Below are 21,686 nucleotides of genomic sequence, written 5' to 3'. Positions count from 1 at the left end.
GCTATGCGCGCCCCGGAATGACAGAGAACATCAGCGTTGCACCACGTCCTGGTTGCTGTGGTTGGAAGCCTGCTGCGGCCCGCGCACACCCATCGCCGCCACCTCGGTCTTGAGGAGGGTGCCGGGCCGCACGCGCTGCAGGCCGTTGACGACGATGCGATCGCCGGGCTTCAGGCCCGCGGTGACGATGCGCAAGCCGTCGACTGCGCCGCCGAGCGTGATCGGCCGGTAGACCGCGCGGCTGTCGTCACCGACCGCCATCACGAACTTCTTGTCCTGGTCGGTGCCGATCGCGCGCTCGTCGATCATCACCAGCGTCTGCTGCTTCGGCTGGCCCATGCGCACGCGGGCGAACTGGCCGGGGATCAGGCGCCCGTCCGCGTTCTGGAACACCGCGCGGACGCGGATAGTGCCGCTCTGGCCGTTGACCTGGTTGTCGATGAGCTGGATATGGCCTTTCGCCGAAAGGCCCCCGGAGGTCGCCATCTCCACCGGGATCTGGTCGAGATTGCCGCGCTTGCCGGAAGCATCCGCGATCGAGTTCAGCGCGTGCAGCACGACCTCTTCGTCCGCATCGAACGACGCGTAGATCGGATTGACGGAAACGAGCGAGGTCAGCACCGGGGAGGCGGTGCCGGCGGCGACGAGATTGCCGACGGTGACCTCGATCTTGCCGACGCGGCCGTCCACGGGCGCGCGCACCTCGGTGTAATCGAGATTGAGCCTTGCGGTCTGGAGCGTTGCTTCGGCCGCCTTGACGTTGGCGATGGCCTCGCGATTGGCGTTGTCGCGCTGGTCGTAGTCGCGCCGCGTGACGACGGCATTGCCGACGAGCTGCGCACCACGCTCGAGCTCGCTCTGGGTGAACACCACGCGCGCCTTCGCCGCCTCGAGCTGGGCGTTGGCCTTGTCGACCTCGGCCGCGTAGGGCGCCGGATCAATCTTGAACAGGACGTCACCGGCTTTCACCAGCGCGCCTTCGGTGAAATTGGTCGACAGGATCGCACCGGCCACGCGCGGGCGAAGCTCGACGCGCTGGATGGCCTCGAGCCGGCCGGAGAAATCGTCCCACAGCACGGTCTGCCGCGGCTCGATCATCGCGACCGTGACGGAGACGGCTTGCTCGGCCGCGGCCGCCGTTGCGGTCGCTTGCGCTGCGCGAAAGTAATGGCCGGTCGCGATCGAACCGGCCACGGCGAGGGCACCCACGATGGCGACACCGCCGAGAAGGCGACGGATACGGCCAGGGCGAGAGGTATTGTGGGAGGGGGGCATTTGCGCGCTCCAGATATGTAGTGTTCACTACAGATGTGGAGCTGGATACCGCAGCGCAAGATACTTATGTACCGTTCGCTAAGAAAATTGTAGCCGCTTACCGCAAGAATTGGAAGGCGGAAGAGAAAATAAAGCGAGAACAAATAGATAGGATCATGCGTTAGGCTGAGGGACGACGCCGAATCCGAGGAGACAGAGAGATGGGCATGGGACGCCCCCGCGAGTTCGACGCCGATGTGGCGTTGGATCAGGCGATGGAAGTGTTTTGGCGCCATGGCTATGAGGGCGCCACGATTGCCCAGCTCACCGAGGCGATGGGCATCAACCCACCGAGCCTTTATGCCTGCTTCGGCAACAAGGAAGGCCTGCTGAAGGCCGCGCTCGACCGCTACACCAAATTGCGCGGCGTCTGGATGGACGAGGTAGTTGCCGCGCCGACCGCTCGCGAGGTTGCCGAGCGGATGCTGATGGGCATCGCCGACAAGCAGACTGATCCCGCCAATCCGCCCGGATGCCTGCTCGTGCAAGGCGGCATTGCCTGCGGCAGCGGCTCCGAGAACGTCCCGTTCGAACTCGCCGCCCGCCGCGCCCAGAACGAAGACCAGCTCCGCGACCGCTTCATCCGCGCCAAGGCGGAGGGCGATCTCAAGGAGACATCCGATCCCGCGGCGCTGGCGCGCTATGTCTCGGCGGTGTCAGTGGGCATGGGCGTGATGGCGTCTTCGGGTGCGGATCGCGAAGCGCTGCGACAGGTCGCGAGCGTGGCCGTGCAGGCGGTTGAGGCGCAGTCGGAGTCATAGGTGTTGATGGATCATCTTCGCGACCACCGGACTTGATAGATATTGCGCGATAGAATGTCGATCGGGGTCGTCACCGACGATGTCGGTGCTGTCCTCGACGCCACCAAAGCCGATTGATTTCTCGAGGATTGCACGCCCGAGCGTGACGAAATCGTCCTCGTGGCGGGCGTTGAACCAGTGTCCAATCGGCGGTTTTGGCATCGTCCCGCGAGGCGGGAGAATTGATTTGAACATATTTACGCCAAGCGGCGAGCCGAGTGTTACAAAAAGAGGAACATCTCGCTGCGTCGCGCCGGCTAGAACGCGATAGGAAACGACCGACCCGAGAGAATGCGCAATGACAATAACCGGATCGAGCTGATCGCCGAAGATCGCTGATGTTACCCGCTTGTCGATCTGTACCGCCAAAACCTTGTCATCGATGTAGATGACGGCTTGACGAAGAAACAAGTGCGCAATCAGCTTGCCCTTGGTTGGAAGAATTCGTTCGAGTATGGAGGCAAAGCTGATGATCCAGCCTTCATGCGGTACCCCTTGCGCTACGGCTTCTTGCGGCAAATTCAGATCGAGAGCAGCTTCAGCAAGCTCGGTGTTCGTTACGCCGGCGGCATTCGCATATTCCTGGAGCAGGCCGACGGCGAAGCCGGTCGAAATCGTGGGTGTGCCCATTTCCACAGCATCGCTCTTGGTCAAGCCGGCGAGGAGGTCAGCATAATAGGCGACCGTGATATCGGGGCGAGGTTTGGCCACAAGGCCAGCGGCCTTCCACCCGCGCTCGAGGGCTTCCCACCACGATTGCTCGATCGTTTCGGGTTTGTTTTGCTCGTTGTTGATTCCGTGGACGAATGCAATGCGCATGAATCACAACTCCCGCAGGATCTCAAGCAGACTTTCGCCGACGTCGTCGCCCTCGAACGTCGAGATTGGAGACGGCGTGAGCTTCCCCGTTAACTCCCAGCATTTTCGATGGACGTCATGTCGGCTTTTCTCGATGTGTTGCCAACCCGCGCGAAGCAGTGGTGTTATCCCCGCGACATCGATTGCAGTCTCGGGAGTTTTTTCCCACACGAAGCTTGCGGAGCGAAATCGTCGCCTGGATTTGGGAGTCTCCGCCACCGCGGGAACCTCGATACGAAAGCCACCATCGCGACGCCTCTTGAGCTCCACTTGAGCAAGCATAGCAATGTCGAAAGGCACGTCCTGATCGTGCCTCTGATAATAGTAGCACATTCTGCGAATGTTCTCTACATCGCCGACGGCATTGTAAAGGTACGCCGCGACGACCCCATATAACGGGTCCGCATGCTTCGCGTAGCGAATACCTTCTGCAAGTATGGACATGTCTTCGGCAGAAAGAGTCCCTGCTGAAAGACCCTTGAGTGCCTCCGCAGCCGTAAGCTCTGTGCCTGGGGATGGATATTCTGCGCCCCAGGCCAGAAGCTCGATACCAGCCGCATCTCCCTTGTTGATGAGCGCTGTACACCAAAGTCGGCGGTGCAAGGGAAGTGTCGTGAACAGATCTTCCATCTGGATGAGAGCGACACCGCTTCGGCTGGTCGCCGTGTACGGTCTTTCGAACAGCGCAAACGTATTCCATCTCGGGCCCGAGGGGTGACGTTCAATAAGGTCGTTGCCAATTGGTGCGCTGGTATTGAAACTTGGTGCGTGAACGTGTGGTATGTCCGTTGCGCTAGAGAGGAGTAGAGGGGCTTGCGGATAGTCCCGAACTACGGGCCCGATGAGAGGCTGCAGTTCAGCGACGTACGGGCCTTTCCATTCTGACCGAGAGTTTGCAATTCGTCGTAACTGGGCCGTGGTACGCGCCTCTTTGCGTTGGGCCTCTGTCTTCCTTGCTCGTGTTCCGGTATCGAATCGGCCGCTTGCCTCTCCAACCTTTCCAAATATGACATAGTCGTTGATCTTCGGGCGGAATCCGGCGTCACATTGTGGTACCTGCCACCTTTGGACATCAAGTGCCGCTTCGGGGACTTTGCTTTCGAGGTAGTCGGCGAGACTCTGGCTGGAAACGATCCTGCGACCTGTCTCCAAATAGGTCTGGTCAAGCGCCTCTGAATCTTCAGGTGGGGAGAGAGCGCGGATCAATACGTTGGAGAAGATGCAATAGGCAGCTTTTCCGTTCTTCGAGGGCACGGCGAAGGATTGCTCGCCATCCTGCGAGGAGAAGAAATTGTCTTTTTGAATAGGCTTAGCGTCACCTTCATAGGCATCGACGACCGAACTCGCTAGGCCCTGCACAACCAGCGGACTACGGCATGCATCGCTGAAGATCGCGATTTGCTTCGGTCCGTATGTCGCGAGTATGTCGCGAAATCCGATCCTGCTGATACGCTCGTTTGGCTGCTTGGGTCCCGCTGAGAGAACCCAATATTGGTCCTGCGCTGCGTGAATCCCGTGGCCGCAGAAATAGACGATGATGCGAGGGCGATCGAGCAGACGTTTTGGATCGACCTGGCCGGTAACAGCGCTGATCGGCGTGAGCTCGTCCTTGATTCGCGCGACCGTGACGCGCTCGTTGGCGTCGTCGATCTTGATAACCTCGTATCCCTGGCTTGCCGCCCAAGTCGAAAATAGGTCGACCGAAGTCAGGACACCGTCGAGCTGTGGCATCGTGGCGGCCTTGTGTACGCCGATGGCAACAAACAGGGGGCTTGGCATCCCGACCTCGCACACGCAGCTCCCGCACCGGTTGAAGTCGGCACGCTCTGCGTCTGTGCTTGTAGCGCGACTTGAGTTCCGGACACAATTGCTTTGCTGGAACAGGGCCGATGATGTTCGGAGCGCCAGACCTCTCGTTTCGCTCAACAGTTGCGGTGGTCGCCGGCGAAATAATTGCGAGTATCCAATGTATTATCGGAAGTTCTCTGCCCGATTGCTTAGGGGGGGTTCAACTCTGAGGGCTTGCGCCATCGACGGCGGCAGCTTCAGGTTGCGGCCCAAAGAACATGGTGAATGTGGCACATCCGATGCTTGCGTCGGGAGTGCGATCCGAGGCGAGCAAGGACCGCGGCTATCCTCGGAGGCTTCCTTAGGGACCGGTTCGGCAGGTTCCTTGACCTTGAACTCTTAAGGCCGCGATGTCGCTGAGCAGATCTTAATGGGCATCGCCGACTAGTAGACCGACCGAGCCGCGCTGGCGCGCTATGTCTCGACGGTGTCAGTGGGCATGGGCGTGATGGCGTCTTCGGGAGCGGACCGCGACGCGCTGCGGCAGGTGGCGAGCGTCGCGGTGCAGGCGGTCGAGGCGCAGTCGGCCGAGAGAACGTGATTCATTTCGCGAATGACGTTGCAGAGAGCGCCGGCGGCGGGACGAAGCCGCCGAACTCGCGTTCAATCAGTCCGGCCAGCGCAATCGTCGTGCGGTCCTCGAGATAGGGTCCGATGATCTGCACGCCGATCGGCAGGCCCGAAGGCGTGCGCTCGATCGGAACGGCCGTCGCCGGCAGTCCGCAGGTCGAAGCAGGATCCGCCCAGATGAAGCACGCATCGGAGTAGTTGTAGAGCTTTCCATCGATGTCGAGTTGCCGCGCGTCGAACGGCTCGGACTGGTCATGCGGAAAGGCCGGCACGGCGGCGGCCGGATAGATCACCGCGTCGAAGTCGCGGAAGAGCTGCTGCCATTTCTGTTGCAGTTGCAGGCGTGCCGCATCGGTCGCCAGCCATTCGCGATGGGTCATGCCCCAGCCGCGCGTGCGCTCGGCGTGCAGGCTGCGGTCGTCGGGCGCCAGTGCTGCGGCAAGTCCTTGCGCCTCTGCGAGGGCGGCCGGGGTCAGGCGCGGACTTCGCGCGGCGTTCAACAGCCTCATGTAGAGCCGCGCGGATTCGGCGAGATCTGGTAGCAACGTGCTCGACCGCGCGACCTGTGCGCCCGATCGCGCGAGCCGTTCCGCCAGCCGTCCGATCGCGGAGCGCACGGCGTCACCCGTCGGCATCAACGGATGCGTATCGATCACGAGGATCCTGAAATTCTTCAGCTGGTCGTGTCGCGGGCCCGGCAGCGCCAGGCGATAGCCGATCCCGTCCCGCGTCTCGTCGGGGCCGGCAATCACGTCGAGCGCCAGGGCGAGATCCGAGGCCGTGCGTGCCATCGGTCCGACGACAGCCAGATCGCCCTGGCCAGGGACGGGCGGGGCCGGCGGCAGGCTGTATCCGCGCAGCGGGACCAGGCCGAGGCTCGGCTTGTGTCCGAACACGCCGCAGAAATGCGAAGGGACCCGGATCGATCCGCCGATATCCGAGCCGATCGAGAGCGGACCGAAGCCCGCGGCCAGCGCCGCGCCCGATCCTCCCGAGGAGCCGCCGGGTGATCGGCCGAGATCCCACGGGTTGTTCGTCGTCCCGTGGATGTCGTTGTAGCTCTGGAAATCCCGCAGCCCGATCGGGATATTGGTCTTGCCGATGATGATGGCGCCCGCCGCCTTCAACCGCGAGACGACGAGGGCGTCTTCCGCCGGTTGAAAATCCCTGAAATGTGGAAAGCCCCATGTCGTCGGCAGGCCGGCGACGTTGAACGGTTCTTTCAAGGTCACGGGGATGCCGAGCAATGGCCGGCGCTCGCCGCGGCCAAGCGCGGCGTCGGCGGCGCGCGCGGCGTCTCTTGCGCGATCGAAATCGCGAACGATGACGGCATTGATCCGCCCGTCCAGCGCCTCGATGCGCGTGATCGTATGTTCGAGCAGCTCTAACGCAGACATCCTGCGTGCGTGCAGGGCACCCAGAAGTGCGCTGATCGAGCCGTAATCCAAGTCGGCGGCATCCGAGGCCAACCCGCGCTGCATCACGATCTCCATTGTGTGGCTGCTGATACTTCGTAGCGCAATCCGGGACATATCCCAATGCGGATGCAAGACCCGGATTACGCTGCGCTCCATCTGGGCTGCGAAGCTGCAATTCGCGAGCCGACCCAAGCATGGATCATGCAATTTTGAAAACGGGATGAGGAGGCCGCGCAGCGGTCACCAGACCTGCTTGCCGATTGGGGGACGGCACCGTCCGAAAACAGCGATGTCTTCCGAACGGTTAATGGCGTCGGCTCGACGGCGAATTTCACAATTGGCGATTATGCAATCCTGCGCCTGTCTTGCCCGACGTGTCAAACGTCCGCGCCGGCGGGGCTCGCGCCGCGCGGAGCGAAATTCCTCAATGATTTGTACTGTGCATTGGGTTGTTTTCGCGTTTTTTGTCCGAGCGTTCCGACAGAGACAGAGCAACAGCAGCCGTCAGAGTCCGTATTCAACCGGAAGTCCTAAGAATTCTTACACACAGTCCTGGCACGCTCCGCGCGTCAATATCCGCAACCTGCATCGTCGCATCTCATTGCGCGCACGAAAAGATAGGACCCGCGGGCATCGAGGGGGCGTTACCCATGACAGCACTTGCTTCTGACGCCGGTCGCGCGAAGGGTGGGATCGTGCCGATCCTGTTGTGCGTCGTGCCGTTCAGCCAGATTCCGCTCGATGCCTATACGCCCGGCCTGCCGCAGATGGTGGTGGACCTTTCCGCCGATCCGGCGTCGATGCAGAACACCGTCACCGCCTACATGCTCGGCATGAGCCTCGCGCTTGTGCCGGTCGGCATCGCCTCCGATACGCTGGGTCGCCGCAACGTCCTGCTTGCAGGGCTATCGGTGCTCATCGCTATGAGCATTGCCTGTGCGCTCGCCACCAGCGCCTCGCTGCTGCTCGCGCTGCGCTTCCTGCAAGGCGTCGGCGGCTGCACCTGCCTGGTCGTTGCCTACGCGGTCGCGGCCGATTGCTTTCGCGGCCGCGAGCTCACCGCAATCTCCGGCCTGCTTGGCGCGGCCTGGGGGCTCGCACCCGTGCTGGCGCCGGCGGCCGGCGGCTTCATCGTCGAGCTGACGTCGTGGCGCGGGGTGTTCGTCATCATCGCCATTGCCGCGGCGATCGTCGCCGCGATCGTGGTGGTGCTGCTGCCCGAAACCTTGCCGGCGGATCGCCGCGCACCGTTCGATCCGCGCCGCACCGCCGGCATCCTCCGCGAGGCGCTCGTCCGTCCGGGCTTCCTGGCCTTCGTGCTGGTCTTTGCAGCTGCCGCCAGCGCGCAACTGGCATTCGGCGTCGTCGCGCCCTTCTTCTACCAGACCGGCCTCGGTTATTCGGCGGCCATCTACGGCCTCGTCGCGCTCGGCCTTGGCGGCGTCAATCTCGCCGGTGAGCTCGGCTGCGCGCATTTCGCGCGCGTCATGCCGGCCCGCATGCTGGGCTCCGGCGCCTTCACGCTGTTTCTCGCCGGTGCTGCGGTCCTGACCGCGACCGGCATGGTCTTCGGTCTCGATTTCGAGTCCATCACGATCGGCGGTGCGCTGGTGCTCGGTGGCTGCGGCGTGTTGTGCCCGATGATGTACGGCATGGCGCTCGGCCTGTTCGAGCGTGACCACGGCCTGATCGGTGGCCTCATCAGCGCGCTCTGCTACCTCGCGGTGAGCGGTGCCATGGCGATCGCGGCGGTGCTGCCTGAAGCAACGCAGGCGCCGATCGGATGGCTTTATCTCGGCCTCTGCACTGTTGCGGGCACGCTGCTTGCGATCTCGCTGCCCGCGGCGCGCCACGCCACACAGACTTAAGGAAGGACCCAATTCATGACCACCGTCGGTATTCGCGGCACGTTCTTCGACTTCGTCGACGATCCCTGGAAGCACGTCGGCAACGAGCAGGCCGCCGCGCGCTTTCATCAGGACGGCCTCATGGTCGTCACCGACGGCGTTATCAAGGCGTTCGGTCCCTACGAGAAGATTGCCGCCGCACATCCCGGCGTGCAGGTCACCCATATCAAGGACCGCATCATCGTTCCGGGCTTCATCGACGGCCACATCCATTTGCCGCAGACCCGGGTGCTCGGCGCCTATGGCGAGCAACTGCTGCCGTGGCTGCGGAAGTCGATCTATCCCGAGGAGATCAAGTACAAGGATCGCAACTACGCGCGCGAGGGCGTGAAGCGTTTTCTCGACGCACTGCTCGCCGCCGGCACCACCACCTGCCAGGCATTTACCAGCTCCTCGCCGGTCTCGACCGAAGAGCTGTTCGAAGAAGCGAGCAGGCGCAACATGCGCGTGATCGCGGGCCTCACCGGGATCGACCGCAACGCGCCGGCCGAATTCATCGATACCCCGGAGAACTTCTATCGCGACAGCAAGCGGCTGATCGCGCAATACCACAACAAGGGGCGCAACCTCTACGCCATCACGCCGCGCTTCGCCTTCGGCGCCTCGCCCGAGCTATTGAAGGCGTGTCAGCGCCTCAAGCACGAGCACCCGGACTGCTGGGTTAATACCCACATCTCCGAGAACCCGGCCGAGTGCAGCGGCGTGCTGGTCGAGCACCCGGATTGCCAGGATTATCTCGGCGTCTACGAGAAGTTCGACCTGGTCGGTCCAAAGTTCTCCGGCGGCCATGGCGTCTATCTCTCGAACAACGAATTCCGCCGCATGTCCAAGAAGGGCGCGGCGGTGGTGTTCTGCCCGTGCTCGAACCTGTTCCTCGGCAGTGGCCTGTTCCGTCTCGGCCGCGCCACCGATCCCGAGCATCGCGTGAAGATGTCGTTCGGCACTGACGTCGGCGGCGGCAACCGCTTCTCGATGATCTCCGTGCTCGACGACGCCTACAAGGTCGGCATGTGCAACAACACGATGCTCGACGGCAGCATCGATCCATCGCGCAAGGACCTCGCGGAAGCCGAGCGCAACAAGCTATCGCCCTATCGTGGCTTCTGGTCAGTCACGCTCGGCGGCGCCGAAGGCCTCTACATCGACGACAAGCTCGGCAATTTCGAGCCCGGCAAGGAGGCCGATTTTATCGCGCTCGATCCGAACGGCGGGCAAGTCGCGCAAGCGTGGCACCAGTCGCTGATCGCCGACGGCGCCGGCCCGCGCACGATGGATGAGGCCGCGAGCATGCTGTTCGCCATCATGATGGTCGGCGACGATCGCTGCGTCGACGAGACCTGGGTGATGGGCAAGCGTCTCTACAAGAAGAGCTGAAGCGGATAGCCGCCGATGAGCGCATCTCCTGACACAGCCGGCCAGCCGGTCGCCCTCGTCATCCAGCGCCGCATCGCCGACGACGGCTTTGCCGCGTTCTCGCGGTGGAACGGCGAGGTCGGCGAGGCGCTCAAGGCGTGGCCGGGCTTCCTCAGCCAGGAGGTGGTGCCGCCGCAGCCGCCGGCGCATGTGGACTGGGTGACGATCCTGCGCTTCGCCAGCCCGGCCGCAGCACGCGCCTGGCTTCAGAGCGAGGTGCGGGCGCGGCTGATCGGACAGGTGCAGCGCTTCTTCGTCGGCTCGGAGGACGTCCATATCCTGCCGGATACCGGCGTTGAGCGCGACAGCGCGGTCTCTGCTGTGATCTCGTTCAAGGTACCAGACGGGCTCGAGGACACATTCCTCAAATGGCAGCAGCGCATCCAGGCCGCGGAGGCCGAGTTCAAGGGCTTTCTGCGCCACAAGATCGAGCGGCCGATTCCGGGCCTGCACGAGGAGTGGATCGTCATCCTGTCGTTCGACAGTGATGCCAACCTCAATGCGTGGCTCGACTCGCCCTTGCGGCAGACCCTGCTCAAGGAGGGCGCGCGCTTCAACGCCGGCATGAACGTGAAGCGGGCGAGCTATGGCTTCAATTTCTGGTTCCCGGCCGGCAAGACGCAGGCGCCGGAGCAAGGCCCGGCGCTGATCTGGAAGAGCAACCTCATCGTGCTCCTGGTGCTCTATCCGGTGGTCTATCTCTGGGGCTATCTCATCAGCCGGCCGCTGATCGACAGCCACGGCGTGCCGGTTTGGCTGTCGCTGTTCGTTGGCAATCTCGTGAGCACCCAGCTGCTCGGCTGGTGGCTGGTGCCGGCCGCCTTTAGGGCGTTGGACTGGTGGGTTGCGCCGAAGGCGGCGCTCGGTCGCCAGATCGCGGGATACGCACTGCTTGCCGCGCTCTACGCTGCGTCAATGGGCCTGTACGCGCTGCTGCTCGCATGGCATTGGGGACGGTGAGACCGTCCACCGTGCCGGCCGCTCCGGTGCTGTCGGGAAGAGCGGCGGTCTCAGGACACTGACGCGCATGTTCGCCCTGACATTTCTCGGGACCTCGGCCAGCGTTCCGTCTGCGGAACGCAACCATCCCGCCCTCCTGGTGGAGGCGGCGGGCAAGCGCATCCTGGTCGATTGCGGCGAAGGCACGCAGCGCCAGCTGCTGCGCAGCGGCGCCGGCTTCCGGCGGCTCGATCGCATCCTGCTGACGCACGCTCATCTCGATCACGTGCTCGGCATCCCCGGTCTCTTCTCGACGCTGGGCTTGCGGCAGAACTCCGACGTGATGACCATTCATGGCGGCCCGGGCACACTCGACATCGTCATCCGGATGCTGGCGGGCCTGTGGGGCGCGGGCAGGGCGCCGATCCCCATGGCGTTCGCGCCGCTCACCGAGGGCCAGGTCATCGATGCCGGCGACTTCACGATCGACTGCTTTCCAGTCCGCCATCGCGACACCGACAGCTTTGGTTTCTCCTTCCAGAGCCCCGCACGCCGCCATCTTCTGTCCGATCGTCTCACGACCCTTGGTGTCCCCGACGGTCCCTTGCGCGGCGAATTGGCTCAAGGCCGACCGGTCGTGATCGAAGGTGGCCGGACGATTGATCCGGAGGACGTGCTGGGGCCGCCGAGCGGCGGCAGGAAGCTCGTCGTGATCGGCGACACGGAGACCACCGAGGGGCTGTCGCAATACGTCGCTGACGGCGACATGCTGGTGATCGAGGCGACGTTCGTCGATCGCGACGCGCCGACCGCGCGGGACTACGGCCACCTCACCGCAGCAGAAGCAGCCGCCTTTGCGGCCGCGAACAATGTCGGGCAGCTCGTGCTGACCCATATGTCGGGACGTTACGAGGACGAAGAGATCCTGGCCGAGGCGGCAAGGATCTTCCCGAACAGCCGGATCGCAGCCGACTTCGATCACATCGTCGTCTAGTCGCAGCTCTCAGCCAGACAATCCCGACTTGATCGCGATGTCCTGCACCTGGCGCGTCACCTGCATGAGCCGCGGCAGCGCCTGGTCGCGAAAGGCCGGCATGTCCATGCGCATTGCGTCGATGGTGACGCTCAATCCCCCGATCACAACACCCTGGGCGTCGAAGATCGGCGTCGCCAGCGTACGCAAGCCATAGGCGTTTTCGCCGTCGGAGACGGCATGGCCTTTCTTCTTCACCAGATCGAGCCGGGCGAGCAGGGCATCGAGATCGGTCAGCGTTCGCTCCGACAGCTTGACGCGCGGGCGCGCTTCCAGTCGCTCGATCTGCTCGTCCCGCGCCAGATGCGCCAGCATGACATGGCCGAGCGCGGCGCTGTAGGCGGGAATGCGCGAACCCGGCCGCCGATCCATCTTGTGGCGGTCGAGGCCGGCGCCGACGCGCGCGAGGTAGATCACGTCGCCGCCGTCGAGAATGCCGAGCGAGGCCGCATCGCCCACCTCAGGCACGAGGTCGCGCAGCAGCGGCTCGACGATGGCTCGCAGCGATCCGTGCGACAGCACGGTGTAGCCGAGGTCGAGACAGGCGAGCCCGAGGCGGAAGCGGCGGCTCTGCGGAACCGGCTGGAGATAGCCGAGCTCGATCAGGGTCTGGATCAGCCGGAACGCGGTCCCGCGATCGAGATCGGCGCGTGCGGCAACTTCACTCAGGGTGAGCTCGAAGGCCTCGCTGGTGAAACTCCTGAGCACCGCGAACGCCTTGCCGACGGAAGCGACGTAATTCTTGGGATTGTTCTTTGGATCCTTCTTGGGATTTTGCGGCGCTGTTTCCGTTTTCCGCTTTGCGGCCTTTTTTTCGGCCTTGGCCATGCTTGAATGCCCTGCCATGACAGCCGTCGCCCTTGACGCGGCGGCAGCCGGATCCTACCAACATGTCAGATCATAACAAATGTTCGCATTCCGAACAATATCGATTTGACGATCGGAGGAAGTTTGTCGACATCATCGCTGCACCCTCATGGCGTGTTCTCCGCCGCGCTGACGCCGCTCGACGCCGAGCTCGCCCCCGATCATGCGCGCTTCGTCGCGCATTGCCGCTATCTCCTGGATGAAGGCTGCGACGGCATCGCGCTGCTGGGCACCACGGGCGAGGCGAACTCTTTCTCGGCCGCCGAGCGCACCGCGCTGCTCGAAGCCGTGGTGGCCGCCGGCATCGCGCCGCAGCGGCTTCTTCCCGGCACCGGCGTTGCCGCGCTCAGCGAGACCATCGCGCTGACGCGTCACGCGCTCTCGGTCGGCGTCGACACCGTCGTCATGCTGCCGCCGTTCTACTACAAGGGCGTCAGCGACGACGGCATCTTTGCCTCCTATAGCGAAGTCGTGCAGCGCATCGGCGATGCCAGGCTCAAGGTCGTGCTCTATCACATCCCGCAGATGTCGGCGCAGCCGATCTCGCATGCCTTGATCGAGCGGCTGCGTGCCGCCTATCCGGCGACCTTCACCGGCATCAAGGATTCCTCCGGCGACTTCGCCAACATGACCGCGATGGTCGAGCGCTTCCCCGGCTTTTCGGTCCTGGTCGGGGCCGATCCGTTGCTCCTGCCGTTGCTGCGCAAGGGCGGCGCGGGCTGCATCACCGCCACTTCCAATCTCGTCGCGCGCGATCTCGCCTATGTCTACAAGCACTTTCGCGACAGCGACGACGATGCGGCGCTCAAGGCGGCGCAGGCGCGCATCGTGAAGGCGCGCGAGCTGGTCTCGCGGTTCCCGCAGATGGCCTCGCTGAAGGCGCTGGTGGCCGAGCGTACCGGTCACTCCGGATGGCAGCGGCTGCGGCCGCCGCTGGAATCGCTGCCGCCGGCTCAGGTGAAAGAGCTGCTCGCGGATGCTGCTGCATTCGCTGCCGCCACCGTCTAGACTTGGCGCGGGCGACGAGGCGATCCGATGTCCGATTCTTTCCAGGATGCGTTGGCCGGGCTGGCTGATATCGTCGGCGACAAGCAGGTCATCGCGTCCGGGCCCGACCAGGAGCCCTATGTGGTGGACTGGCGCGGGCGCTATCACGGCCGCGCCGTCGCGGTGGTGAAGCCCGGCTCGACCGCCGAGGTCGCCTCCGTCGTCAAATTCTGCGCGGCAAGGCGGCTCGCGATCGTGCCGCAGGGCGGCAACACCGGCATGTGCGGGGCGGCGACGCCGGACGACCGCGCGGGCAATGTCGTGATCCGGCTCGACCGCATGCGGGCGGTGCGCGACGTCAGCCCGCTCGCCAACACGATCACCGTGGAGGCCGGCTGCATCCTCGCCGAGGTGCAGGCTGCGGCGCAGGACGTCGATCGCTATTTTCCCCTGAGCCTCGGTGCCGAAGGCTCCTGCCAGATCGGCGGCAACATCTCGACCAATGCCGGCGGCACCGCCGTGCTGCGCTACGGGCCGACGCGCGATCTCGTGCTCGGCCTAGAGGTCGTGCTGCCCGACGGGCGCGTCTTCAATGGCCTGCGCGCGCTGCGCAAGGACAACACGGGTTACGCGCTCAAGCAGCTCTTCATCGGCGCCGAAGGAACGCTTGGCATCGTCACCGCGGCGGTGCTGAAACTGTTCGCGCCGCCGCGCAGCTCGGCTTTGGCGTTATTGAAGTTGCTGGGTGTCGAGCAGGCGCTCGAGATCATGCAGCGCCTGCGCGGTGCTGTCGGTGATCGGCTCGGCAGCCTCGAGATCATGTCGCGGTCGCAGATCGAGGCGATCGCGAAGACCGTGCCGCATGTCACGATCCCCTTCGAGCTGACGACGCCGTGGTATCTGATCGTCGAGCTGACCGACACGCTCGCGGGCATGGACCTGAACGAGCCGCTGGCCGCGGTGCTTGCAGAGGCGATGGAGGCGGGGTTCGCTGAGGACGCCGTACTGGCCTCCAGCCTGGCGCAGGCGAAGGCCATCTGGGCGGTCCGGCACAGCGTGTCCGAAGGCAACAAGCGCAGCGGTTACGTGGTGTCGCATGACAGCGTCGTGCCGCTGGAGCGCCAGGCGGCCTTCGTCGACAATGTCGAGGCCCGGATCAAGGCCGCCGTGCCGCATGCGAATGTGGTCATGCACGGCCATATCGGCGACGGCAACATCCATGTCGTGGCCTTGATCGATCGCGTGCATTGCCAGGATCCGGACGCGACGGCCAAGCTGGTGGCCGAGATCAACGAGATCGTCGACGACGAGACCGCGGCGCAAGGCGGGGCCATCAGCGCCGAGCACGGCATCGGGATCACCAATCGCGGCCGGCTCGCCCGCGTCGCCGATCCCCTCGACATCGAGCTGATGCGCGACATCAAGCAATTGCTCGACCCGGATGGCCTGATGAATCCGGGCAAGATTTTTGCCGCGGGAGGCGTGCGGCGATGACGAGCGTCCGCCTGCTTGCCGACGACCTCACCGGTGCGCTCGACACCGCGGCGGAGTTCGTCGGCCTGTGCGGACCGTTCGACGTCACCTGGCCGGAAGCGCCCGCGGCGCAAGGGTCCCGGAGCCTCGCGATCGACAGCGGCACGCGGGAGCGCTCCAGGGCCGAGAGCGTCGAGATCGTCGGGCGGCTGGCGCCGCAGCTCCGCGGGGCGACGATCGGCTACAAGAAGGTCGATAGTCTCCTGCGTGGGGCGTGGGCGGCAGAGCTCGGCGCCTGCCTGCGCGGCGGCCATTGGGCATCTTGCGTGGTCGCACCCGCCTTCGACTATCAGGGGCGCCGTACCGTCGATGGCCAGCAATTCGCGCGCACGGTGCAGGGCGAGTGGCATCGCGTCGGCGACAATCTCCTCGCCCAATTGCAGCTTGAGGGCATCGAGGCGCGGCATGGGCAGGCTGATACGCTGGCGCAGGCCGGCGTTCAGGTCTTCGATGCCGAGAGCGACATCGATCTCGATCGTGTCGTGGAGATGGGACGGCACATGCCGGGGCCCGTGCTGTGGTGCGGAAGCGGCGGATTGGCCGGGGCGCTCGCCCGGAGCCACCGTGCCGATGCGCCGAGCCAGTTGAAGCTGCCGGTGCTGGGGCTGTTCGGCTCCGACCAGCCCGCCACGGCGTCGCAGCTCGCCGCATGCGGCGAGGCGACCATCGCGCTTGCGGAAGGCGAGGGCGCGGCGCGTGTCCAGCGCAAGCTCGCCGGTGACGAAATCGCATTGGTCAAATTCTCTCTCGCCGAAGGCCTGACGCGCGCCGAGGCGGCACGGCGGATCGCGCGCGAAATGACAGCGCTGATCGCGGCGCTCGAACCGCCCGGCACATTGATCGTTGCCGGCGGCGAAACCCTGAAGGCCGCATGCGTTGCCCTTGGCGCGCATGCGCTCCAGGTGACCGGACGTATCGTTCCGGGATTGCCGCGCTCGATCCTGCAAGGCGGTCGCTGGGGCGGCGTTGACGTCGTCTCGAAGTCCGGCGCATTCGGTCCCAGCGAGCTGTGGCGCGACCTGCTCCGGGACAATCATTTGCTCAGAATGGAGAGTCCGACATGACCTCTCGTCATCTTGCCATCACCATGGGCGATCCGGCCGGGATCGGGCCGGAGATCATCGTCAAGGCCTGCGTCGGGCTGAAGGACCGGATCGCGACGGGCGATCTGCGCCTGCTGGTCATCGGCAGCGGTGCGGCGCTGGACGGCGCGAAGGCCGCGCTCGGCACCGACGTTGCGATCCCGCAGGTGTCGGCCGACGATCGCGAATGGCCCAACCTCTGCTACCTGCAGGCCGATGTCGAGGGCGATCCGATCAAGCCGGGCGTACTCAGCGCCGATGGCGGCCGCTTCGCCTACAAGGCGATCGAGCAGGGCGTGCGTCTGACGCAGGCGGGCCGGACCGCGGCCATCGTCACGGCCCCCCTCAACAAGGAAGCCCTCAACAAGGCCGGCTATCATTTCCCCGGCCATACCGAGATGCTGGCCCATCTGACCGGCGTGCGCGGCTCGGTGATGCTGCTCGCCCACGGCAACATGCGCGTCAGCCATGTCTCCACCCATGTCGCGCTGGAAGACGTGCCGAAGCGTCTGACGCCGGAGCGGTTGCGCCTGGTGATCGACCTCACCAACGATGCGCTGCGCCGGCTCGGCATTGCCAAACCGAAGATCGCGATCGCCGCGCTCAACCCGCATGCGGGCGAGGGCGGCCTGTTCGGCCGGCAGGATATCGACGTCTCAGCGCCGACGATCGCCAAGGCGGTTGCCGACGGCCTCGACGTCGTCGGCCCCGTGCCCGGCGACACCATCTTCGTCAAGCTGCGCGCCGGCCAGTTCGATGCGGCGGTCGCGATGTATCACGACCAGGGGCACATTCCCGTCAAGCTGCTCGGCTTTCAGGTCGACCCCGCGACCGGCCGCTGGCAGGAGCTCTCCGGCGTCAATATCACGCTGGGCCTGCCGATCATCCGTACCTCCGTCGATCATGGCACCGCCTTCGACATCGCCGGCAAGGGCATCGCCAACGAGCACAGCCTGATCGAGGCCATCGACTATGCCGAACGGCTGGCCGCTGGCGCCTCCGCATCCAAATCATGAGATCGACCGCACGATGACCAACGCTTTCACGCCCATCGAAATCCAACGTCCCACCATCCTGGAATTCGGCAACGGCACGATCACGGCTGCGGCGCGCTTTGCCGAGCGGATCGGCGCCAAGCGGCCGCTGGTGATTTCCGATCCGTTCAATGCGCGCCGCATCGACATGCTGGCGCTGCCGGGTGCGGTGAAGGTGTTCGGCGACGTCAAGCCCGAGCCGGACCTGCCCAATCTCGAGAAGGCGGTGGCGATGGCGCGCGAGGCCAAGCCCGATCTCGTCGTCGGCTTCGGCGGCGGCAGCGCGATGGATCTCGCCAAGCTGGTCGCGGTGCTCTGCACGAGCGACGTGGCCTTTGCCGACATCGTCGGGCCGGAGAAGGTGGCCGGCCGCAGCGTGGTGCTGATGCAGATCCCGACCACGTCGGGCACCGGCAGCGAGGCCGGCACCCGTGCGCTCGTCACCGATCCCGTCAGCCAGAACAAGCAGGCGGTGCAGAGCCGCTTCATGCTTGCCGACATCGCCATCGTCGATCCGGACCTGACGATGACCGTGCCGAAGGAGGTCACTGCGGCCACCGGCGCCGATGCGCTCGCGCATTGCGTCGAGGCCTATACCAGCCGCAAGGCGCATCCGACGATCGATCTCTACGCGCTCGAGGGTGCACGGCTGGTCGGGCGCTATCTCAAGCGCGCGGTGGCCGACGGCGGCGACCGCGAGGCGCGCGCCGGTCTTGCCCTGGCTTCGCTCTATGGCGGCTATTGCCTTGGGCCGGTGAACACCACCGCCGGCCACGCGGTGGCCTATCCGCTTGGCACGCGCCATCATATTGCGCACGGGCTCGCCTGCGCGGTGATCTTCCCGCACACGCTGGCCTTCAACATGCCGGCGGTCGAGGCGAAGACGGTCGCGGTGCTCCGGGCGCTCGGACTGCCGGAGCAGGGCGATGCGAAACGCGCGTTCGACGCAACTTACGAGTTCTGCAGGAATCTCGGTATCGAGATGCGGCTGTCCGCGCTCGGCGTGCCCAGGAATGATCTCGGCGTGATGGCCGACGAGGCGCACGCCATTCGCCGCCTGCTGGACAACAACCCGCGCGATCTCGGCCGGGATGCGATCCTGAACATGTACGAGGTCGCGTTCTAGCTATTTCTGCCGCGCAGCCAATCAACAACACAGTGAAAACAGAGGAAACTTCGATGAGATCGATGTGGCTTGCTCTTGCCTCGGTCATGCTGCTGGCGACGTCGCCGGCGAAGGCGCAGGACGGCTATCCGTCCAAGCAGGTGACGGTGATCGTTCCCTTCGCCGCCGGCGGCACAGCTGACATCTTCGCGCGCATGGTCTCCAACCATTTGCAGGTCAAGCTCGGCAAGCCCTTCGTGGTCGAGAATGTCGGCGGCGCCGGCTCGATCCTCGGCGTGACGCGGCTGGCGAAATCGGCGCCTGATGGTATCACGCTCGGCCTTGCCAGCACCTCGGCGCTCGCGATCAACCCCTCGCTCTATGGGTCGAAGCTCAGCTACCAGCCGGACAGGGATCTGGTGCCGGTTGCCCAGATCAGCATTGTACCCAACGTTCTCGTCGTGAACCCCAACAAGATCAAGGCGCGCACCGTGCCGGAGCTGATCGCCTATCTGAAGGCGAATCCGGACAAGGTCTCGTTCGGCTCGGCCGGCGTCGGCACCTCGCAGCATCTCGCCGGCGAGCTGTTTCAGCAGATGACCGGCACCAGGATGGTGCACGTGCCTTACAAGGGCTCCAGCCAGATGCTGACGGATTTGCTCAGCGGCCAGATCGATCTTGCCTTCGACAACGTGCCGCTGCTGCTGCCGCAGGTTAAGACCGGCCAGCTCGCGATGCTTGCGACCGCAACGCCCAAGCGTGCCGCGTTCGATCCGGAAGTCCCGGCCGTCGCCGAATTCCTGCCCGGCTTCGAGGCGGTCGCCTGGCACGGCTTCTTGGTCCCTGCGGGCACGCCGAAGCCGATCGTCGAAAAACTCTCCGCCGAGATTCGCGCCTTCATGCAGCAGCCGGAGGCGGTGCAGAAGATGGCCGAGCTCGGCGCGGCCGCCGTGGCGGTGGATTCGGAGCCATTCAGGGCCTACATCGCCTCCGAGACCGAGCGCTGGAAGAAGGTGATCGAGGCCGCGAACATCAAGCTGGAGTAGGTGGGGACTCTCAAAGAGCCGATTACCCTGTCGGCTCCTTGTAGCTGCATGTGACGCCGACGGAACCGTCCTTCTCGTGCCTGAGCTCCGGGCTCGAGACGGTCACGGTACGATTGGGATCCGCAAAAACCTCACGCATATGGATCATTCGCGCGCTGTCATCCAACGTCAGCAAACGGCCCGGCGCGAGTGGCCCATCGGATGCTGCCCGCGCCATGCAGTATCTGAAATCCAGCGAGCCATAAGCCGGAATCGCGGATAGTTTCCGGCTGGGCGGATCTGTCGGCCGCTCCACGATCCATTCCACCGACGATCCGAGCGGCCGGATCACGCCCGGCGGCCGGGCGAGAAATGAGCGAAACTCGCCGGTGCTCTGGTTCTTGATGAAGAAGAGAACGTCTCCGCTGACCTGGACCGCGAGACCAGCGAGGATCTCGTCGCCGACATTGATCGGGAGGTTGTCGATCACCGTGATCGCTTGTAGCGGGCCAGGCACTGTATTCGCTGAAGAGTTGCGCCACCACTCCCACCACGCAAAGTGCTCCGGTTTGTGATTGAGCCAGTGGGCGGTGCCGATCTGGGGCAAGGAAATGTTCGGTAAGCCGCCTTCGTGGCCGTCAAGGCCCACCCACACTAGCGCCCTTGGATCGTTCGAGGGCGTGAAAAGGGCAGGGATGGACGGGTGACTCACATTTGGCACGTTCCATCCGCCCGTTGCGAAGACGACCCGCTCGGGTGGAAGCGAGTGGATGAGCGCGCCCGACCAGTTCAACAGCGATTCGACCGGGCCTCCCTGGGCAGACGGTTCGATGCTGCTGAACGTTGGTCGCCTCGCCGTGAACGGCGAGGAAATCAGCCGTCGCCAGAATTCGTACAGGCGCGCCTCGGTCTTGGCATCGGGCTTCTGCGGAATGCCGTAGAGATCCAACTGATCCGGCGTCGCGCCAAGGAGATTGAAGCCGTCCGGCACCTCCTCGTAGAAGCCGTAGCTGTCACTCTTGGGCATTTTTCTCTCCCGCGGCGACACCGGAGTTCTCCCACTCGAGTTTGGCGTTCTCGACGAGCTTTGCGAATTTCGGCAGGTAGTTGCGATCCAGGAGAATCGTACTTGTTATTGCTCCTGCCAGTGTCACGCCTGCTGCGGTGTCCGACGGATAGTGAAGGCCGGCGATTTCGCGATTCTTCGCAATCCGGTCCGCAAGGAATACGAGCGACTTTCCGATCGTGGTTCTGTCAGGATCTGCCGGGGGAGGAGCCGCAGCGCCGAGCCGCTTTGGCATGACTTCGGTGAGGAGTGTCGCGAAGACATGGGCCTGGGTGGCGTGGCCGCTTGGAAACGACGCGTGCCCAGCATGCTCGATCGGCGGCATCAGCGCGGGGGCCAGTTGCGCGGGGCGTGCACGATTGAAATGAGCCTTGTAGTGCATCGTGATCAGCGCCGTGAGTGCGTCGGCGACGATCAGCATGCGCGAAGTCGCCGGATGCGTCGTCGCCGTCGCGGACACGAGGTGCAGGAACTTGCTGATGAACTCGTCAGCCTCGGTCAAGATCTCGTCGATTGCGTCGCGACGTTCGGCGAAGGCCATCTCCTTCAACGCGTCGAGGTCCGCCTGCAGACCGTCGGCCCATGGAGTCATTCCCGCGCCGAGGAGTGAAAATCCGCCGAGCCGGTCGAGCCAATCTGCTCGACGGGCAAGGTCGGACATCACGACCCATGCGTACCAGCGGGTCGACCAGAGCGTGCCAAAGCTGGCCGCCTTGAACCGGGCTCCGTCGATTCCGAGCATCTTTGCGAACTGTTGATCGTTACGGTCGGCGTAGATGGCGCCGCCAGGCCCGCCGGCACCGCCGTAGCCCCCATATCCGCCATAGCCGCCGTAGCCACCATAACCGCCATAACCGCCATAACCCCCGTATCCGCCTGCCATTTGC

18 protein-coding genes and 1 pseudogene are annotated in these 21,686 nt (G+C 64.5%); 12 read left to right on the top strand and 7 right to left on the bottom strand.

Going from position 1 to position 21,686, the window contains the following annotated elements; genetic code table 11:
- Window positions 1-30: 30 nt before the first annotated feature.
- Window positions 31-1,275, bottom strand: coding sequence for an efflux RND transporter periplasmic adaptor subunit (locus XI09_RS44285; RefSeq protein ID WP_271572584.1), 1,245 nt, complete (start codon window positions 1,273-1,275; stop codon window positions 31-33).
- 200 nt (window positions 1,276-1,475) lie between these two features.
- Between XI09_RS44285 and XI09_RS44280 the strand changes: the two genes are divergently transcribed.
- Window positions 1,476-2,075, top strand: coding sequence for a TetR/AcrR family transcriptional regulator (locus XI09_RS44280; protein ID WP_271572583.1), 600 nt, complete (start codon window positions 1,476-1,478; stop codon window positions 2,073-2,075).
- Here the strand turns inward: XI09_RS44280 and XI09_RS44275 are convergent.
- Window positions 2,070-2,933, bottom strand: a complete 864-nt coding sequence (locus XI09_RS44275) for a hypothetical protein (protein ID WP_271572582.1) — start codon at window positions 2,931-2,933, stop codon at window positions 2,070-2,072. The two genes, XI09_RS44280 and XI09_RS44275, sit on opposite strands and share 6 nt — an antisense overlap.
- 3 nt (window positions 2,934-2,936) lie before the next feature.
- A complete protein-coding gene (locus XI09_RS44270) occupies window positions 2,937-4,751 on the bottom strand; it encodes a caspase family protein (protein ID WP_271572581.1) in 1,815 nt (604 codons plus the stop codon).
- Window positions 4,752-5,211: 460 nt separating this feature from the next.
- Here XI09_RS44270 and XI09_RS44265 point away from each other — a divergent pair.
- A pseudogene (locus tag XI09_RS44265) lies at window positions 5,212-5,361 on the top strand (TetR/AcrR family transcriptional regulator); the annotation flags it as partial.
- A gap of 1 nt (window position 5,362) precedes the next feature.
- Here the strand turns inward: XI09_RS44265 and XI09_RS44260 are convergent.
- Entirely contained in the window at window positions 5,363-6,871 is a 1,509-nt protein-coding gene (locus tag XI09_RS44260) for an amidase (RefSeq protein WP_442869662.1), read from the bottom strand.
- A gap of 587 nt (window positions 6,872-7,458) precedes the next feature.
- On the opposite strand from XI09_RS44260, the gene XI09_RS44255 reads away from it, so the two are divergent.
- The 4 genes from XI09_RS44255 (at window position 7,459) to rnz (ending at window position 12,061) form a co-directional block, all read left to right on the top strand.
- Window positions 7,459-8,676, top strand: coding sequence for a multidrug effflux MFS transporter (locus XI09_RS44255; RefSeq protein ID WP_271572579.1), 1,218 nt, complete (start codon window positions 7,459-7,461; stop codon window positions 8,674-8,676).
- A gap of 15 nt (window positions 8,677-8,691) precedes the next feature.
- Window positions 8,692-10,089 carry a guanine deaminase gene (gene guaD / locus XI09_RS44250; protein ID WP_271572578.1) on the top strand — a complete coding sequence of 466 codons (1,398 nt, stop codon included), beginning with the start codon at window positions 8,692-8,694 and terminating at the stop codon, window positions 10,087-10,089.
- A gap of 15 nt (window positions 10,090-10,104) precedes the next feature.
- A complete protein-coding gene (locus tag XI09_RS44245; RefSeq protein WP_271572577.1) occupies window positions 10,105-11,088 on the top strand; it encodes an antibiotic biosynthesis monooxygenase in 984 nt (327 codons plus the stop codon).
- Between the two features lie 67 nt (window positions 11,089-11,155).
- Window positions 11,156-12,061, top strand: coding sequence for a ribonuclease Z (gene rnz, locus XI09_RS44240; protein ID WP_271572576.1), 906 nt, complete (start codon window positions 11,156-11,158; stop codon window positions 12,059-12,061).
- Between the two features lie 9 nt (window positions 12,062-12,070).
- Here the strand turns inward: rnz and XI09_RS44235 are convergent, their stop codons facing one another.
- Window positions 12,071-12,946: an IclR family transcriptional regulator gene (locus XI09_RS44235; protein WP_271572575.1), complete on the bottom strand. Its 876-nt coding sequence runs from the start codon at window positions 12,944-12,946 to the stop codon at window positions 12,071-12,073.
- Window positions 12,947-13,051: 105 nt separating this feature from the next.
- On the opposite strand from XI09_RS44235, the gene XI09_RS44230 reads away from it, so the two are divergent.
- From XI09_RS44230 to XI09_RS44205, 6 genes are read left to right on the top strand one after another with little or no spacing between them, the layout of a single operon-like run.
- Window positions 13,052-13,975, top strand: a complete 924-nt coding sequence (locus XI09_RS44230; RefSeq protein ID WP_271572574.1) for a dihydrodipicolinate synthase family protein — start codon at window positions 13,052-13,054, stop codon at window positions 13,973-13,975.
- Window positions 13,976-14,002: 27 nt separating this feature from the next.
- Complete coding sequence (locus XI09_RS44225) at window positions 14,003-15,448, top strand: FAD-binding oxidoreductase (protein ID WP_271572573.1); 1,446 nt, start codon at window positions 14,003-14,005, stop codon at window positions 15,446-15,448.
- Window positions 15,445-16,551: a four-carbon acid sugar kinase family protein gene (locus XI09_RS44220; RefSeq protein WP_271572572.1), complete on the top strand. Its 1,107-nt coding sequence runs from the start codon at window positions 15,445-15,447 to the stop codon at window positions 16,549-16,551. Before XI09_RS44225 ends, XI09_RS44220 begins: the two co-directional genes overlap by 4 nt.
- Window positions 16,548-17,585, top strand: coding sequence for a 4-hydroxythreonine-4-phosphate dehydrogenase PdxA (gene pdxA, locus XI09_RS44215; RefSeq protein WP_271572571.1), 1,038 nt, complete (start codon window positions 16,548-16,550; stop codon window positions 17,583-17,585). Before XI09_RS44220 ends, pdxA begins: the two co-directional genes overlap by 4 nt.
- Window positions 17,586-17,598: 13 nt before the next feature.
- A complete protein-coding gene (locus tag XI09_RS44210; RefSeq protein ID WP_271572570.1) occupies window positions 17,599-18,729 on the top strand; it encodes an iron-containing alcohol dehydrogenase in 1,131 nt (376 codons plus the stop codon).
- A 53-nt stretch (window positions 18,730-18,782) separates the two neighbouring features.
- On the top strand, window positions 18,783-19,754 hold the full coding sequence (locus tag XI09_RS44205) for a Bug family tripartite tricarboxylate transporter substrate binding protein (protein ID WP_271572569.1): 972 nt from the start codon (window positions 18,783-18,785) through the stop codon (window positions 19,752-19,754).
- Window positions 19,755-19,776: 22 nt separating this feature from the next.
- Here XI09_RS44205 and XI09_RS44200 read toward each other — a convergent pair whose 3' ends face one another.
- Window positions 19,777-20,760: a G1 family glutamic endopeptidase gene (locus XI09_RS44200; protein WP_271572568.1), complete on the bottom strand. Its 984-nt coding sequence runs from the start codon at window positions 20,758-20,760 to the stop codon at window positions 19,777-19,779.
- A complete protein-coding gene (locus tag XI09_RS44195; RefSeq protein WP_271572567.1) occupies window positions 20,747-21,682 on the bottom strand; it encodes a phosphatase PAP2 family protein in 936 nt (311 codons plus the stop codon). Before XI09_RS44195 ends, XI09_RS44200 begins: the two co-directional genes overlap by 14 nt.
- Window positions 21,683-21,686: the final 4 nt, after the last annotated feature.

The organism is Bradyrhizobium sp. CCBAU 11386, from assembly GCF_028128955.1.
Taxonomy (GTDB): Bacteria; Pseudomonadota; Alphaproteobacteria; order Rhizobiales; family Xanthobacteraceae; genus Bradyrhizobium.
The sequence above is the reverse complement of the archived record's forward strand: the minus strand, read 5'-3'. Positions and strand labels throughout refer to the sequence as shown.